Consider the following 17,087-nt stretch of genomic DNA (forward strand, 5'->3'; position numbering starts at 1 on the left):
ACGACCGGTTGTAGCAATTCAGCGGATACAGTTCACCAGGTAGGTGATCTCGGGGCTGCAATTTTGTGGGTTGACCAGACTGTCGGGCAGGTAGGTCGGAGGCTCTACAAGACCGCGAGCCAGCAGTTCGTTGATCAGTGGCAGGTAGCTGAAGCCGGTCTTGCCGATATACAGCCCCTTGATATCCCCCTCGCGCCACAGCTTCAACGCCTGGCTGAAACCGCTCAAGTAGAGATGATCCTTGGTAAAACCGCCTCCACGGTGTACCCGTGCAGTGATCTTGAATGCCTCTTCCTCTGGGCAGGCGTGATCTTCCACCAGCGTGCGCCAGGTGCGGCAGAAGTCGTTGTAGCGGATCATCTGGTCAACCGCGATGACCCTTAATGCCAGTGTCTTGAGACGCTTCAGCGTGAGGTGGCCACACAGGTACTCGCTCAGAATCGCCAGTCCTTCCTGCGCATGGGTATTCCCGGGCAGGCCCAGGGTAAACACCTTCAGCGGCTGAGCAGCAGCATTGAGCGACGTGCTCATGTGAACCCCCAGCTCATGATGTGCCAGCGCGTGCAGCTCAGCCTCGCTGGCACGGGCGCTGCGTTTCACCAGCAGTGCCTTGCGGCCGTTATTCACCATCGCCTGTGCCAGCAGTCGATCCGACAGCTCTACCTTGCACTCCAGCCCCCATTGCTGCGCTTTCTGTTCGAAGAACGGGATCATCTCTTCGGCACTGTAACGTACGCCATTATGCTCTTCAGGCCGTTCGGCGGCATGCAGCAGGAAACGGGCATTCGCCAGATCTTCAGAGGTAGGTTCACCGTAATAACGCAGTGAATTATACAGGAAGCGGTCACTGCCGATGCTGACCAGCAGGTCGATCCGCTCGGCCAGTGCATCGATCACCTCACGGTAGAGCTGGCGCAGGGCAGGGTCGCGGATGCGGTCAACCGGCAGGCGGTACAGCTTCTCGCGGTGTACATAAGGGTCAATGCGCAACTGACGATAGCGGAACTGCGGTTGATAGCGACCACGGTTGCGCATGAACAGCCGCTCTTCCCGGGCAATATTGATAGGGTTGATGTACAACAGAGTCTCCAACCCCTTGGCCAGCTTTTTAAGTGCGCGGTCGACGCGCAGCACTTCACCAGGTAGTTCGCTGGGCATCAGGTCATGGCCGCGAATCCGTTGGCCCGACCTTTGCCGGGCCAGAATGGCGGCGGCCTCGTACAGGCTGTGATGCAGCCCGGTGCAAAGTGCATCCACCACCAGTGGATACAGGGCGCCGCTGCTGTCGCGGAATACCGGGTCGATCTGTAAGGGGATGGTCAGGGTCTGTTCATGACGGGTGTTCACATGAGCACCCAGGTACTCTCCCTGATGTATCGGTTCACCGGTTGATACACTGACGCTCTGGTTGGGAAGGCTGATCTGGTCAAGCTGCTTGAGCAGACCATTGACCACCGTTTCACCTTCCGGCAAACGTACCTGACTGGCGATGACGTGAAAAATCCCGCTTTCGGTACCTGGCTCTCGTGGGTGGCTGTGAAGGTCGATCAGCAGGCAGTGGCCATGGTCCTCTTCCAGTGCATCCAACAGTGCATCCAGCAGATGGTAGAAGCGTTGGTGCTGACGATGAGCCCGCTGTTGCATCTGCTTGGTGGGAGGGCGCTGCCACAGGCTGCGGCCGTCGATGCGCCTGCGCAGGCATTGTGACAGCGGAAAATTCAGGTCGCAGCCCAGGCGAGACTCTTCAACAATCAGCGTGATCGGCAGCAGGGCGGCGAGCTGCTCTGTACCGGTCGTCTCGAAACGCTGCCGCTGCTCTGCGCTGATGGCCAGCCGCGAGGCTATTTCAGGCCGCAGGCTGGTGCCCGCATGTAAAACAGTGCATACCAGTGGCACATACTCATCAACGCGGATGGTCAGCCCTGCGTTACGCAGCCGGGCGTGAATCGGCTGGCGTGCTTCGATCAGGCTGACAACCTGGGCTTCAGACAGCGTCTGCATCTTCGATCACCTTGCGGAAAGCGGTTTTGCGCTGTTCAACCATGTTGCGCGCCTCGACCACATTCTCGACAAAGTCGATCACCTGACGTTGCAGGCGTACCCGGTTGAGCTTGTTGATTCGGACGATACCGCCCGGTGCCATGACATTCACTTCCAGCAGCTTGCCGTTGATCACATCCAGACCGGTGAAGTAGAGGCCGTCACGCACCAGTTTCGGGCCGAAGCTGCGGCACAGCTCCAGCTCCTGTTTTGTGAGGGTGTGTTTCACTACGCGACCGCCTGCATGCACATTGGAGCGCATGTCGTTCTCGGCCGGGATGCGGCGCATTGCGCCAATCGGCTCGCCATTGAGCATCAGAATACGGACATCGCCGTTCTCGGCGCCTTCAATGTATTCCTGCAGGATGACATAGTTGCTGCTGCTGCCACTGCCGATGTAGAAGTCGAGCAGAGAGCGGAAGCTCTGACGCGCGCTTTTCTCGATGACGATCACTCCCTTGCCACCGAAGCCGTTCAGCGGCTTGAGGATCATGCGCTCGCCGGGTGACTCATCCAGTGCCTTTTCCAGGTAGTCCTTGTTCTTGGATACATGGGTCACCGGCAGATACTGTGCAGCGGGGCCGTTAAATGCCGCTGTATAGAGTTTGTTGTTGCCAATGCGCAGGCCATCCAGTCCATTCATGATGAACACTTCACCATGAACCGAATCCAGGAAGTTCAGCACGATGGTATCCAGCGGCGGGTTCAGACGCACGATGATGGCATCAAAGCCAGCCAGTGGCAGACGGCTGCGGCGGAATTCGGCGTGGCGGTAAAAGGATGGAATGTTGTCCGACACCTTGCTGCCCTTGCGCAATACGTTGCAAAACGCACTGCTGATGTTGTCGCGAATGGTCAGGTTGGCGGGTGAAGTGATCGCCACGGTATGACCACGGAGGGCCGCCTCATGCACCATGCGCAGTGTGGTGTCGGTGTCCGGTTTGATTTGTTCCCAGGGGTACATCAGAAAGCAGATTTTCATGTCTTTCTCCTGCAGACAGACAGACGTACCGGGCAGCACATCTGCCGGAATCAGGAAGCTGTCAGTGTGTCAGATATAGGGGGTAAAAAAGGGCCGCTGTACAGGTCTGGACAGCGTGCGACAAGTGCGCGCATTGGACGCCATATCGCCGTTTGACACAACACTTTTTACCCGGTGAAACATGGATTTTTTTCATCTATTCGCCTGAGTATAGTGTGCTGTGTTCATGTTGTGGCAGGCGGTGTAAAACTTTTTGGCCTAGACTCTGGTACAGCTCATGTGGCGGGCTTAATATCGCCGCTCACACCCTTCGGAGTAGCCCCGACAGATGCTTGGCTGGATTCTTTACAAATCGGACAGCACCCTGGTCAAACAGGAAACCTACGAACTTGAGCGACTGGTTGCGCGTGCGCCTTCGCACGGCATCGATATCCGCGTGTATCAGCCCGAGGACTTCGACCTTACGGTCACCCGTGATGATCGCAACAGCGTAATGATCAACGGCGAGTCCACCCCGCTGCCGGATTTCTTTCTGCCTCGCATGGGGGCAGGCACCAATTACTTTGCGCTGGCGGTCATTCGTCACCTGGAGCGCCTTGGGGTACACAGTTTCAATTCGGCCGAAAGCATCGATACGGTCAAGGACAAACTCTACAGTCACCAGATTCTGGCTCAGAACGGGCTACCGGTACCCAAAACCATGCTGGTTAAGTTTCCGGTCAACCCGGAACTGGTGAAAAAACAGATCGGTTTTCCGGTGGTGGTAAAAACGCTTTCCGGCTCTCAGGGCAGCGGCGTGTTCCTGTGCGAAACCCTGAACCATTTTGAAGACCTGATGCAGATGGTGGAGCTGACCAACCCCAAAGCCAACATCATTCTGCAGGAGTTCATCGCCGACAGTCGTGGCCGAGACCTGCGCGTGATTGTGATCGGGGGGCGAGCTGTGGCCTGCATGGAGCGGGTGGCGGAAGAGGGCAGCTTCAAGGCCAACTTCTCCCGCGGGGCCTCGGTTCGGCCCTATCCGATGACTCCCGAAATCGAATGGCTGGCGATCGAAACCGCCAGAGTACTGGGCCTGGAGATCGCGGGGGTGGATCTGCTGTTTGCCGGCGATCACTACAAGGTGTGTGAAGCCAACTCATCCCCCGGCTTTGAAGGTGTGGAGAGCTGCTGCGAGGTGGATGTGGTGAACGAGATCTACAACTTCCTCTGTATCCGCCTTGGTAACTTCTAATCTGTTATTGGTAGCCCGCTTCGGCGTTGTCAGGGTCGTTCAGATGCGGGCGTGGCTCACGTCCCCAGCCATACTGTTCAAGTACAGGCAGCAACAGTGCACGTACCTCGGCTTCGCTGTTGCAGGCTCTGGCCTGCTCCAGTACCGGCAGCAGCTCGTCCCGGTTGATCGAGCGGATCAGGAGCTTGATACGGGGAATGTTGTAGGCACTGAGGCTCAGGCAGTCATAGCCCATGGCAGTCAGTACCAGTACTGCTGCCGGGTCTGAAGCCATCTCGCCACAGATTGACACCGGCAGTGACAGGGCTTTGCATTGCTGCAGAATATACTCCAGGGCCACCAGTACCGCCGGGTGAAGATGGTCAAACAGCGCCGAGACGCGCGGGTTGTTACGGTCTACCGCCAGCAGATACTGTGTCAGGTCGTTGGAGCCGATCGAAACGTAATCGATGTAGGGGGCCAGCTTTGACAGTAGCAACATGGAGGAGGGCACTTCGATCATCATACCGATCGGTGGCACTTTTACCTGATGTCCTTCGCGCAGCAGTGAATCGACCGCCTTCTCCACATACTGGCGAAACGCCTGCATCTCGTCCACCCGTCCAACCATCGGCACCAACAGCTTCAGATTGTCGGTGTCGACATTGGCCCTCAGCATGGCACGCACCTGACTGATCAACAGTTGGGCATTGTCCAGCGTAAAGCGGATACCACGCCAGCCCAGATAGGGGTTACTCTCGCTGATGTCGAAATAGGGCAGCTGCTTGTCGCCACCGATATCCAGCGTACGCATTGTAACGGGCCGGGGCGCATAGGCCTTCAGCACCTTCTGGTACAGGGTGAACTGCTCTTGCTCGGTAGGAAAGCTGTCATGAATCATGAACGGAATTTCCGACCGGTACAGACCAACCCCTTCAGCGCCGCGCTGAAGACCGGGAGTGGCATCTGCCAGCAGACCGGTGTTCGTCAGCAGGGTTACGCGGAAACCATCCTGGGTTACGGCGGGCTCATCGCGCAGCTTCTCGAGCCCTTCCATAAAACGTTTTTCTTCCGCGATCATCCGCTTGTATTCAGCCAACAGCGGTGGTGGCGGGTTGAGTACGGCTTCTGCTCGGTTGCCATCAACAATCACGCGAGCGCCACGGTGGTGCTCCGGTTCAAGTTGCTCCAGCCCCATCACTGCAGGAATCCCCAGCGCATTGGCGACAATGGCGGTATGGGACAGGGTAGACCCTTGAGTGCACAGAATGCCGCGAATCTGTTGCAGTGGAAAGTCAGCCAGGTCGGCGATACTGACCAGCTCGCCGGCCAGGACCAGCTCTTCATCCGGGGTTTCGATGACTGGGCGTTCGCGCGATAAAAGCTGGTTCAGTACCCGCTGGCCGATGTTGGCGATATCCTCACCACGGGCGCGCAGGTAGGGGTCTTCCGACTGGTGAAACTGATCAGCCATTTGCTCGATTGTCTGACGCAATGCCCAGGCGGCACTGTCGCCGGCCTCAATCAGTGCCAGTGTTTGCTGGGTCAGCTCGGGACTGTGCAGCATCATTTGATAGACGCTGAACAGCGCGTGTACATCGCTGGGCAGGTGGCTGCCAAGATGGCCTGAACCGGACTCAAGCTCGTCACTGACCATGGAGATGGCCGCCAGCAATTCGTCGCGCTCCTGCACCGGATCACTGTTGATCCCGGGCTGAACCTGATCGAGCGACATGTGTGGTTTTACGAGCCACAGCCGTCCAAGGCCGAGCCCCGGGGCTCCCTTCAGACCGACATGGCGACGGTACACGCCGCGATTGCTGCGCGGGCGTTGCTCGTACCAGTCCCCCCGACTTTGCAGGGCATGCAAGCTGCCGGCCAGCTGGGAAGCGATGGTAATCAGGAAGGCCTCAACCTCTTGGGAAAAAGGTTCACGCTCGCGCCCCTGCACCACCAGTACACCCACCAGACGGCGCAGATGGATCAGTGGCACGCCAAGAAAGCGGTGGTACGGCATTTCGTGGGTTTCCGGAATGAACACGAAGCGATCATCCGCCGGCGCATCACCAAGATTGAGAGTGCTCAGTGAGGCGGCTATATGTCCTACCAGTCCCTCGTCAAGCTTCAGTCGGGCCTTGCCAACAGCTTCTCTGGACAGACCTTCGGTCGCGGCCAGGATCAGATGCTCCTGATCCGGTGTGCACAGGTAAAGGCTGCATACATCAACGTGCATCAGCTGACACAGGCGTTGGACGATGGTACTCATCATTGCTTCAGGATCGCCGGTACGCGCAATCTGTTCAACAATAGCGGTCAGGGCGCTCAGAGAGGGTTGTTGCATGGTCGCAGTTCCGAAAAAGGTTCCGACAATGAATCCGGCAATCGGCAGGTAATGCATGGATGCTGTCACAGCTGTGACAGCAGAGCAATGCTTTGATGCGAATCAAAAATCTGTCACTGATAGACTACAATTAGCGCAAATTGCGAAGTGTGGTAATCTTGCAGATCATGAATACACATCTCCGACATCTGCCGGCAATGAAGGTTGCAGCAATCTGCCAGGCTGAAATTATCAGCATCGAACTCGGTGCCCCCCTGTCGCAGGCGGTAACCCTGATGGCGCAGCACCATATTGGCTCGGTGTTGGTGGAAGATGGTGCCCGTCCGGTGGGGCTCTTGACCCGTAGCAGAGCGATGCAGCTGGTGTTGCAGCAGGGCTCCAGCAATACCCTGATTGAAGCCAGTATGCTGGCACCGGTACTGCAGGTGGATGCCAATCTGAGCGTGGATGAGTTGGGGCTTGAGTTCATCAGTCAAAGTGCAGCCCATGCAGTTGTTGTCGGGATGGCCGGTCAATGGGTTGGTATTGTCAGCCAGAGTGATGTCGTTAACAGTCAAGGGCTGGAGCACGACCTGTTTCTCAAATCGTTGGAAGAAATTACCAACTTCAATGTACTCAGACTGTCCCCGGATTGCAGCTTGAGGCGGGCAATCGAGCGCCTGCGCAGCGTGAATTATACCGCCATGCTGGTAGGTGATGATGCTCAAGGCTGGCAGATCATGACTGAAACCGATGTCATTCGTCTGCTGGCCGAAGCGGTCGACCTGGATCAGCCGCTGGCTGGCCTGGCATTGCCAAGCTTGATATCCGTTGACAGCCGCCTGAGCCTTTATAATGTGCGGCGCTATTTTCGAGAGCACAACTGCCGTCATATCGGCGTCAAGGATCACAACGAGACAGTGATTGGCCTGGCCTCCTATGGCGATATACTGCGCAGTGTCGAGCTGGACTACATCTATCGGCTGCGAGAGCTGCTGCATGACAAGAGCCGTGCCCTGCAACAGTCTCAGCATAACCTGCGCCTGATTGAACGGGTGATTGATGCATCCCGCGAGGGGATTGTGATCACGGATGGCACGGGTCATATTCAGAGCGTTAACCCGGCGTTTACCGCCATCACCGGTTATGAAGCCTGGGAAGCGCTGGGGCGTAACCCCAGCATGCTCAGTTCAGGGCGTCATGATCGTCAGTTCTACCGTCAGCTTTGGCAGACTCTGGAGCAAGAAGGGCGCTGGCAAGGGGAGATCTGGAACCGTCGCAAGGATGGCAGTATTTATCCTGAATGGCTCAGCATTACCGCCATCGAGAATGACGACGGCCAGATTACACAGTATGCCGCCATATTTCATGACTTGACCGAAGCCAAGCGCTCGGAAGCACGCATGCAGCAGCTGTCCTGGTTTGACAGTGTGACAGGGTTGGCCAACCGTCGGCTTTTTCATGACCGGCTGCAGATGGCGCTGGGTTTTGCCCGCGAGCAGCAGCGATCGTTGGCGCTTCTGGCGCTGGATCTGGATATGTTCAAGCAGATTAATGATCGCTTTGGCCACAGTGGTGGCGACCAGGTGCTGAAGCAGATTGCCGAGAGGATCGAGTCTGCGCTGCAGGAGTGCGGCACCGCGGCGAGACCGTCCGGGGACGAGTTTTATATTATGCTGACAGAGATCAGGGATGAGACCTGCATCACGGCCTGTCTTGACCGGATAAGCAGGGCATTGTCACTGCCGATCCTGATTGATGATCGTGAAGTGCGTGTACGTGGCAGCATGGGTGTGGCGGTCTTTCCGACTGATGCCGATGAGCCGGGAGAACTGGTGCGAGCTGCCGAGGTGGCGCTGGAGCACTCCAAGGAGCGGGGCCGCAACAATATCTGCTTCTTTTCGCCCGCTCTGCACGAGCAGACGCTGAGTCGTTATCGTATTAACAGTTTCTTGTATCAGGCCCTGGAACGTGAAGAGTTCACCCTGGTGTATCAACCACAGGTCTGTCTTCGAAGTGGCACTCTGCTGGGTGTCGAAGCCCTTATTCGCTGGGACAGCCCGGAACTGGGACGCGTAGCGCCGGATGATTTTATCCCGGTGGCCGAAGATACCGGCCTGATTGAATCAATTGGTGCCTGGGTGCTGGATCAGTCTGTACGGGATGCGGCTGACTGGTTGGCTCAGGGCCTGGTACTGAAAATGTCGGTTAACTTCTCTGCTCGTCAGTTTCAGCGTACTGAAGTGGCGGATCAGGTCCTCAGGGCACTGCAGACCTACCGGTTACCGGCCGATCAGTTTGTGGTGGAGCTGACTGAAACCAGTTTTCTGCACAGTGCCGAGCGCACCGAGCATGAAATCTGCCGCTTGCGCAATCAAGGCGTGCGTATCGCCATTGATGATTTCGGTACCGGTTACTCCAGCCTCAGTTATATCCGCCAGATGTCACTCGATATGCTCAAGATTGATCGCAGTTTCGTCAGTGGAGTACAGGCAGGCAGTACTGACGCGCGGCTGGTACAGGCCATGATCGATATGAGTCATGCGATGGAGCTGATAGTTGTGGCGGAAGGTATCGAGAACGAGCAGGATCTGCGGGTGCTGCATGAGCTTGGCTGTGATCAGGCGCAGGGGTACCATATTGCCCGGCCGATGCGGGCGGAGGAGCTGGTGAAGTGGGCTGAACACTATCAGGCCAATGCTCTCCTTTCACCGGATGATTCGGCTCAGTTATGAGGCGATGGCCTGAGACTTCAGCGGGAGTGAATGCGTGAAAAGCTATATTTTTGCCACCGACAACGAGCGCGGCGGCGTAATACTCTGTGATATTGATACGCTGGAAGAGGCGGTCGAATACCTGCAGCAGCGCTTTGAAGGGGTGATCAGGGTAGAGCAGGGGCGCCATTATTGGGCCAGAGGCGAAGGGTTTGCCGAACTGGAACCCCTGCCTCCGTCTCTGGGGCGTGTCAGCGCCTAGAACCAGTCGTCGCGGCGTTTGCGCTTGCGCGGCATATAGGGCATCACCAGCCCCAGGATGACGCCGCCAAAGGCGATCAGGCCTCCATAGGTCAGCCAACGCATCAGGTTGCTCTGATCCATGTTTGCAATCTGAGACTGCAAGTCCCGAATCTCGGTGTTGAGTGTTCTGATCTGATCATCATAGGTCCCATTCTCGCTTTTCAGCTGGCTCAGGCTGGTGTTGAGCTGCTCAATGGTCTTTGCCTGCTGGCTGATGGTGGCCTTGCTTTGCTCCAGAGACTGCTCCAGTTTTGGCAGTTCGATCAGCTTGCTGTCCCCCGTCGCTACAAACTGATCGGGCATCCAGCCGGTACGACCACTCTCTGTTTGAATCTGAACGTAACCGGTACCGTTGTTACGTCCCAGGATTTCCACGGGCTCGCCACTGTTAACCCGGCCGGTAATACGGTACTCATTGCTTGGGCCGCCGTGGAAAAAAACGTACACATCGTCGGCAATATGTCCTTTCTCAGCCAGAACCGGTAACGAGAAGCTGAGCAGGGCGGTGAACAGGGCTGTTTTTCTCATCGTTTTCCCATCTGCGTAATCAACAAAAACATGATTTTACACTACAAACACTTTATCGTTTAGGAGCTGTCCCGTACATGAACGGCAGCAAAACATGATTAATGTGCCTGAATTTTCAAGGGGAGCACAAATGGAAGCCTTTTCTCAGGAATATATTTTACCTTGGGCGGTCAATATCGCCCTGGCAATCGCGATCTTTTTTGTGGGTCGTCTGGTTGTGAAACTGTTGATGAATGTGGTGGGGCGACTGCTGCGCAAGAGCAAAATGGATGTAATGCTGATCAACTTCATCAGTTCCATCGCGCATGCTCTACTGCTGCTGTTTGTTATCATTGCTGCACTGGGTCAGCTGGGTGTTGATACTACCTCGCTGATCGCCTTGATCGGTGCGGCTGGTCTGGCCATTGGTTTGTCACTGCAGGATTCGCTGAAGAACTTCGCTGCAGGTGTGATGTTGATTGTGTTTCGTCCGTTCAAGGCGGGTGACTTCGTTGAAGCCGGTGGCGTAAGCGGTATTGTGGAGCACATCACTATTTTCAACTCTATTTTTCGTACCGGCGACAATCGCGAAGTCATTATCCCCAATGGCAAGATCTATGCTGACAATATTACCAACTACTCCACACGTGAGACACGTCGCGTGGATATGGTATTCGGCATTGGCTACGGCGATGATCTGCTGAAAGCCAAGCAAATTCTGGTTGATATTCTTGCTCAGGATGAGCGCGTACTGAAAGAGCCTGAGCCAGTCGTCAATGTGGCGGCGCTGGCCGACAGCAGTGTTAACTTCAACGTGCGTCCCTGGGTCAAAAATGCCGACTACTGGCCGGTGCTCTGGGATACCACAGAAAAGGTAAAGCTGGAGTTTGACCGTCAGGGAATCAGCATTCCCTTCCCGCAGATGGATGTCCATTTCCATCGGGAAGAGTCAGCCGACTGAACCTGCCTACCCCTCCTGTTGGGGTTCCTGCAGCAGCTGCTGACGCAGCGTCTCGTTTTCATGACGCAGGCGCTGCGCTTCCACTCGATAATCGAATATCTCCTGGTAACGCTGTTCCAGGCGCGTTTCAAGCTGCTCAATCTGATTCTTCTGCTGATCCACCTTCAGCTGCAACCGTTCCAGTTGGTTCTGCAGATCATCCAATGCTTCAAAGCTGTGATTTTGTGGCTCGTGCGCCTTGTCCGGGTGAAAACGATAGGACCCCTGCAACTCGTTTACAATATGGCTGTAAATGGCGGTCAGGTCTGAGCGTTCCCGGTCGGTATAGCGAATACTTTCCTCAATGGCAGTATGCGCGCTGGCAGCCCCAATTGAACCTGCCAGTACCTGCTCCAGCATGCGGTGGAACTCCATCAACTCCACAACCGAAATGTGACTCTTGTCGTAAACCTGCAGGTCTTCGGCGATACGATTTACGCTGTGCTGCGCCTTCTCTTCACCCAGGTAGCGCTTGAGTAACTGTTCCGCCTCCACCAATTTGGGGGCTAATTCGATATACGCATTGAGTCCGGTAGGGCGTGTTTTTTCCTGAGTGCGCAGTGCTCGTGTTGTATACAGGAATTCGGTAGTCAGGGTGCGTTCGTGCTTTTGTGGGTGGTAGAACCAGGACCCCAGCAGATAAAACAGGATGTTGGCCAATAGAGACCAGAATACGGCATGAGGGACTTGAGGCAGGTCCAGGCCAAACAGCATTTCCGGTCGCAACCACTCAATCCCGAAAGGCCCGTTATTGAGCAGAATGGCTGACACCCAGCCTTCCTCCACCCAGGCTGGGATGATCAATGTCCATCCCCAGAGGGCAAAACCGACCAGCATGCCAAGAAAAGCCCCCATGCTGTTGCCGCGAGACCAGAACAGACCGATGAGGGTTGCCGGTGCCAGCTGCAGTGCAGCTACAAATGAGATCAGGCCTACCGCCACCAGCATGTGCGTATCGCTGAGCAGCCGTGCCAGACCAAAGCTGCCAAACAGAATCAGCGCCACGAGTACCCAGCGAACCTGCAGTAGCCAGGTACGCATCCAGCGCAGATTATCGAACTTCTCGCAGACCGGCAGTAACAGGTGGTTGGAGACCATGGTTGAGAGTGTCATGGTTGTGATAATGACCATGCCGCTGGCTGCTGAAAAGCCGCCAACAAAGGCAAGTAATGCCAGAAGCGGTTGGCCCAATGCCTGTGGAACCATCAGCATGAAATAGTCGGCGCGGGCTTCGGGCAGGCCCAGAATCATGCCGGCTGCGGCGACAGGAATCACGAAGGCCGTGATCAGAGCCGTATATAGCGGAAATATCCAGCGTGCACGGCCCAGATGACGGGGTGACACGTTCTCCACCACGGCTACATGGAACTGACGTGGCAGCAGCTGCACACCAACGAAGCTGAGTACGATCAGCGTCAGCCACTGGATACCCGAATCTTCGCCTCCCAACCCGAGCAGGTGTTGATAGCCGTTGGTCTGGATCTGTTGATACATATCCACCGGACCATCAAAAAAGTACCAGGTAATGAAGCCGCCCAGTACCAAAAAGGCCACCAGCTTGACTACGCATTCGGCCACCAGCGCAAGAATCATTCCCTGGTGCCGTTCGGTGGGGTCCAGGCGTCGTACTCCGAATAAAATGGTAAACACCACCATCATCAGGGTGATCAGCAACCCTGAAGAGCTCCAGTGGATACCATCGGCTTCTTCAATGGTGATCAGGCGAAAAGAACGCACCACCGCTTCAAGCTGCAGGCTGATGTAGGGCAGCAGGCCGAGAAAGGCGATCAAGGTTACCAGCGCCGCGATCCGTTGCGAGCGTCGGTAACGAGTCGAAATCAGGTCGGCAATGCTGGTGATACGGAATGTTTCCTTAACCGCAATCATGCGCCTCAGGGTCATCTGCCAGAAGAAAATGGACAGTAAAGCGCCAACATAAATACCCAGATACAACAGACCGGACTGAGTGGCAAAGCCAATACTGCCGTAGAAGGTCCAGGTGGTGAAGTAGACTCCCATAGACAGGGCATACAGGGTAGCCGAGTTAAACGGCTGGCCGCGTCGTGTGCGCTGCTCACCCCACTGAGCCAGACCAAACAGGAACGCGATGTAGACAACAACAACCAGAATGACACTCAGTGGAGAAAACATCTTTGCTCCTGCAGCCGGTGGCGGTCAGTGATTCTTTTCAGTGTAGTCAGGCTGTGACAATTCGGAACGCTCGTCGCGGTCGGCACAGCCACAGCGCGGAGGTACGGGATCAATTCCGCCATCACTGTAGGGATGGCAGCGCAGGATGCGTCGAGTACCGAGCCATAGCCCTTTGAACACGCCATGTACTTCGATCGCTTCGATCATGTAGCTGGAACAGCTGGGATAGAAACGGCAGTTGTTGCCGAGAAAGGGGCTGAGCAGCAGCTGGTAGCCACGCACCAGCAGAATAAGGAGTTTTTTAAGCCATTGGGTCAGTCGATGCATGGGAACCTCGAAACCATCTGTTGCAGATGATAGCCCGTGCAGCAGGCAACAGCCAGTGAAGAGAACTGTGAGGGGCCTGTAAAAGGCCCCTCGGTAAGTGATCAAGACTGACGATCCAGCTCCAGTACCGACAGCGTGCGCTTGCGCACCTGAAGCAGCAGTTCTGTGTTTTCAGTCAGATTCTGGCCGTAGGAAGGCACCAGTTCGGTGATCTTCTGTTTCCAGCTCTCTTCCTTCATGCGCTCTGCAAAGCAGCGCTCGACGATGCTCAACATCGCGCTGACAGCGGTGGAAGCGCCCGGAGATGCGCCCAGCAGTGCCGCCAGTGAGCCGTCAGCAGAGGTTATCACTTCGGTACCGAATTCCAGCTTGCCCGCGCGCTCGGTACCGGGCTTGATGATCTGCACACGCTGACCGGCATAGGACAGTTCCCAGTCTTCCTCTTTGGCATCCGGGAAGAAGTTGCGCAGAGACTCAACCCGCGAACGGTGTGACTGGCGCACTTCACTGATCAGGTAGCGGGTCAGGTCCATGTTGTGCATTGCCACCGACATCATCGGTGCCAGGTTGCTTGGGCGAATGCTCAGTGGCAGGTCCAGAAACGAGCCCTGCTTGAGGAACTTGGTGGTAAAGCCAGCGAAGGGACCAAACAGCAGCGCTTTTTTGCCATCGATCACGCGGGTATCCAGGTGTGGAACCGACATGGGCGGTGCCCCGATCGGTGCCATGCCATAGACCTTGGCCTGATGCTGTTCAATGATTTCGGGGCGCTTGCAGACCAACCACATGCCGCTGACTGGGAAACCGCCATACCCCCGACCTTCTTCGATTGCAGATTTCTGCAGCAGTGGCAGTGCGCCGCCGCCGGCACCAAGAAACACGAAGCGACTGCGAACGGTTTCAGAACTGCCGTTGCTGCTGTTTTTCAGCACCACGTCCCAGCTGCCGTCACTGTTCTTGTTCAGATCCTTGACGTTGCGGCTAAGCAGCAGATCGAAGCCATCCTGTTGTTCAAGGTTGCTGACCAGGTTGCGTGCCAGGGCACCGAAGTTGACGTCGGAGCCATAGCGAACCCGGGTGCCGGCAACCTTGTCGGACGGGTCGCGGTTCTGCATTACCAGCGGCATCCACTCGCGCAATACGGCGTGGTCTTCGCTGTACTCCATGTCCTTGAAACAGGGGTGCTGGCTCAGCGCGGCGTAGCGCTTGCGCAGAAACTCAACGTTTTTTTCGCCCCAGACGAAGCTCTGATGCGGAGCCGGGTTGATGAACTCACGGGGTGAAGGCAGGTTACCCTGCTCGACCAGATAGGACCAGAACTGCAGGCTGACCTCAAAGGAGGTGTTGATTGCGAACGCCTTGGTGGTATTGATGCTGCCATCAGGCTGCTCAGGCGTGTAGTTCAACTCGCAATAGGCCGCATGGCCGGTACCGGCGTTGTTCCAGGCGTCGGTACTCTCGCGCGCAACATGGTCAAGACGCTCGACCATACAGATCTTCAGGGCCGGGTCCAGCTGTTTGAGTATCATCCCGAGGGTGGTACTCATGGCACCGGCACCGACAAGCAGCACATCTACAGTTTTAGTGGTCATATGAGTTCGCCATTTGATCGTAAACAATGGGATTCAGAAACCGGGAGGAAGGCTTTTGGCACACCTGATCGGACCCGTGCCGTTGGGCACAAAACCGGTCAGGACCTCGGGGTCTCACTGCAGCGGTCACCGGCTGATGCTCGGTCCCGCGCGCAGATTGCATGATTATTTACGCTGAATACGTTGGTGCGGTGCATTATATGCAACTGTCGACAGAATAAAACTCACTGCTTGAACCCGCTGCCCTGCGGGGGTGGTGTCATCAGGCTGTAACCCGCGTGATATAAGGCGTTGAAGCGGTTTTTAGACTTTGGTCTCGCGATTGTCGCGGATTTGAATTCCACTGTTGCAGCGAACCGTTTGGTTCGCTGCAACTGCGCAGGCAGACACTGCTCAGAGGTGCTCTTCGGCGTACTCGGCCAGTCGTGAGCGGAAGATACCCTCGAAGTGAACGCTTGCCGAACCTTCAAAGTCGCGGAAACGTTCGACAATGTAGGTCAGGCCCGAAGTCAGTGCGGTCAGGTAATTGGAGTCGATCTGGGCCAGGTTACCCAGACATACCATCTTGGTGCCCTTGCCACAGCGGGTCAGAATGGTTTTGAGTTGTTGTGGAGTCAGGTTCTGGGCTTCGTCAATCAGTACGATAGCATTTTGTATGCTGCGGCCGCGGATGAAGTTCAGTGACTTGAATTGAATGTTGGCTTTCTCAATCGCGTATTTGACACTGCTCTGTGGACGCTCGTCCTGCTCGTGCATGGCTTCAAGGTTATCGTTGATCGAGCTCATCCAGGGCGTCATTTTCTCCTCTTCGGTTCCGGGCAGGAAGCCGATGTCCTCGGCCACGGGAGGTGTGGAGCGTGTCACGATAATCTTGTTGAAGCGCTGCTCCTCTATCACCATTTCCAGTGCGCAGGCCAGCGCTATCAACGTCTTGCCCGAGCCGGCGGCACCCAGCAGGATACTGAGGTCAACCTCGGGATCCATCAACGACTGCATCGCAAATGCCTGCTGCAGGTTAATCGGTTGAATACCCCAACATGATTGTTGCATCAAGCGGTCATAGCCCAGATCCATCAAGGTGACGGTCGTTTCGTCCACTTTCACGGTGCGCGCTGCAAAATCCTTGCTGTCGTCATAGATGTATTCGTTCATGTAGGTGTCAGGCAACAGGCTGCGATCCACCTTATGGTAGGTGCGGCCGTCTTGCTGAAAACTGTCGACCTTATCCACGCCTTCCCAAAAGGGGGCATCCAGATGATGGTGTCCGGCCGGCAGCATGTCGATGTCGGATACCAGCTGGTCGGTGCGGTAGTCTTCCACCCGCTGAAGGCCCGCTCCCAGCGCCTTGAGGCGCATGTTGATGTCCTTGGTAACCAGAACAATCTGCCGGTGAGGGAAGGTGGCCTGCAGGTGCAGCGCACAGTTGATGATGCGATTGTCCTTGTTGCTTATGTCCGGCAAAAAGCCCTGGCGGCTGGTCAGTTCATGGTCCGGGAAAATCGACAGCTTGCCCAGCTTCTGCTCGCGCTCCTTGCCTTCCACCAGAATGCGTACGCCTTTAGTTATTTGGCTCGCGTTGGTGGCACTGGACAGAATGTTGTCGATCACGCGGATGGCATGCCGCGCCTCTGCGGCTACGTTCTGCTTGCGGTCCTTGATTGAGTCAAGCTCTTCGAGCACGGTCATCGGGATGGTGATGTCCTGTTCCTTGAACTGGAACAGACACTTGGGATCATGCAGCAGAACGTTGGTGTCCAGGATATACAGTTTTGATGCAGACATCGGCAGGCTTCCTTGTACGACAGTGTATGGCTTCAAACTAATTCAAGGTGAGATCAATTACAACGCGTCCGATTAGGCTTTTGCTGCATATCAGTTCAGTGAGGTGCTGTAACAGGGTTGACATGCGGTGGTAGTAAATCTGTCCGGTAGCGTTCA

At 56.0% G+C, this 17,087-nt stretch carries 12 protein-coding genes; 4 read left to right on the forward strand and 8 right to left on the reverse strand.

Features of this window, described 5'->3' with window-relative positions:
• Window positions 1-18: 18 nt before the first annotated feature.
• The gene (locus ACAM29_RS02980; protein WP_369623158.1) at window positions 19-2,001 is read right to left on the reverse strand and encodes a flavohemoglobin expression-modulating QEGLA motif protein; all 1,983 of its coding nucleotides are present in this window, start codon (window positions 1,999-2,001) and stop codon (window positions 19-21) included.
• A complete protein-coding gene (locus ACAM29_RS02985; protein ID WP_091823711.1) occupies window positions 1,985-3,022 on the reverse strand; it encodes a glutathione synthetase in 1,038 nt (345 codons plus the stop codon). The genes ACAM29_RS02980 and ACAM29_RS02985 overlap by 17 nt, the downstream gene beginning before the upstream one ends.
• Before the next feature lie 328 nt (window positions 3,023-3,350).
• Between ACAM29_RS02985 and ACAM29_RS02990 the strand changes: the two genes are divergently transcribed.
• Window positions 3,351-4,256 (forward strand): RimK family alpha-L-glutamate ligase, encoded by a 906-nt coding sequence (locus tag ACAM29_RS02990; protein WP_091823708.1) that lies wholly within the window; start codon window positions 3,351-3,353, stop codon window positions 4,254-4,256.
• A 4-nt stretch (window positions 4,257-4,260) separates the two neighbouring features.
• Here ACAM29_RS02990 and ptsP read toward each other — a convergent pair whose 3' ends face one another.
• Window positions 4,261-6,576 carry a phosphoenolpyruvate--protein phosphotransferase gene (gene ptsP / locus ACAM29_RS02995; protein ID WP_091823842.1) on the reverse strand — a complete coding sequence of 772 codons (2,316 nt, stop codon included), beginning with the start codon at window positions 6,574-6,576 and terminating at the stop codon, window positions 4,261-4,263.
• Between the two features lie 167 nt (window positions 6,577-6,743).
• Here ptsP and ACAM29_RS03000 point away from each other — a divergent pair, with 167 nt between their 5' ends.
• Entirely contained in the window at window positions 6,744-9,290 is a 2,547-nt protein-coding gene (locus tag ACAM29_RS03000; protein ID WP_369623159.1) for an EAL domain-containing protein, read from the forward strand.
• Window positions 9,291-9,324: 34 nt separating this feature from the next.
• Complete coding sequence (locus tag ACAM29_RS03005) at window positions 9,325-9,531, forward strand: hypothetical protein (RefSeq protein ID WP_091823703.1); 207 nt, start codon at window positions 9,325-9,327, stop codon at window positions 9,529-9,531.
• Here the strand turns inward: ACAM29_RS03005 and ACAM29_RS03010 are convergent.
• Complete coding sequence (locus tag ACAM29_RS03010; RefSeq protein WP_091823700.1) at window positions 9,528-10,100, reverse strand: TIGR04211 family SH3 domain-containing protein; 573 nt, start codon at window positions 10,098-10,100, stop codon at window positions 9,528-9,530. The two genes, ACAM29_RS03005 and ACAM29_RS03010, sit on opposite strands and share 4 nt — an antisense overlap.
• A 130-nt stretch (window positions 10,101-10,230) precedes the next feature.
• Here ACAM29_RS03010 and ACAM29_RS03015 point away from each other — a divergent pair, with 130 nt between their 5' ends.
• Window positions 10,231-11,040, forward strand: a complete 810-nt coding sequence (locus ACAM29_RS03015; protein WP_369623160.1) for a mechanosensitive ion channel family protein — start codon at window positions 10,231-10,233, stop codon at window positions 11,038-11,040.
• A 6-nt stretch (window positions 11,041-11,046) separates the two neighbouring features.
• Here ACAM29_RS03015 and ACAM29_RS03020 read toward each other — a convergent pair whose 3' ends face one another.
• The 4 genes from ACAM29_RS03020 to ACAM29_RS03035 form a co-directional block, all read right to left on the reverse strand.
• On the reverse strand, window positions 11,047-13,230 hold the full coding sequence (locus tag ACAM29_RS03020; RefSeq protein ID WP_369623161.1) for a hypothetical protein: 2,184 nt from the start codon (window positions 13,228-13,230) through the stop codon (window positions 11,047-11,049).
• Window positions 13,231-13,254: 24 nt separating this feature from the next.
• Complete coding sequence (gene yidD / locus ACAM29_RS03025) at window positions 13,255-13,557, reverse strand: membrane protein insertion efficiency factor YidD (protein WP_369623162.1); 303 nt, start codon at window positions 13,555-13,557, stop codon at window positions 13,255-13,257.
• Window positions 13,558-13,658: 101 nt separating this feature from the next.
• Window positions 13,659-15,149: a malate dehydrogenase (quinone) gene (gene mqo, locus ACAM29_RS03030; RefSeq protein ID WP_369623163.1), complete on the reverse strand. Its 1,491-nt coding sequence runs from the start codon at window positions 15,147-15,149 to the stop codon at window positions 13,659-13,661.
• A 393-nt stretch (window positions 15,150-15,542) separates the two neighbouring features.
• Window positions 15,543-16,931: a PhoH family protein gene (locus ACAM29_RS03035; protein WP_369623164.1), complete on the reverse strand. Its 1,389-nt coding sequence runs from the start codon at window positions 16,929-16,931 to the stop codon at window positions 15,543-15,545.
• Window positions 16,932-17,087: the final 156 nt, after the last annotated feature.

The organism is Marinobacterium sp. BA1, assembly GCF_041155135.1.
GTDB classification, from domain to species: Bacteria; Pseudomonadota; Gammaproteobacteria; order Pseudomonadales; family Balneatricaceae; genus Marinobacterium; species Marinobacterium iners.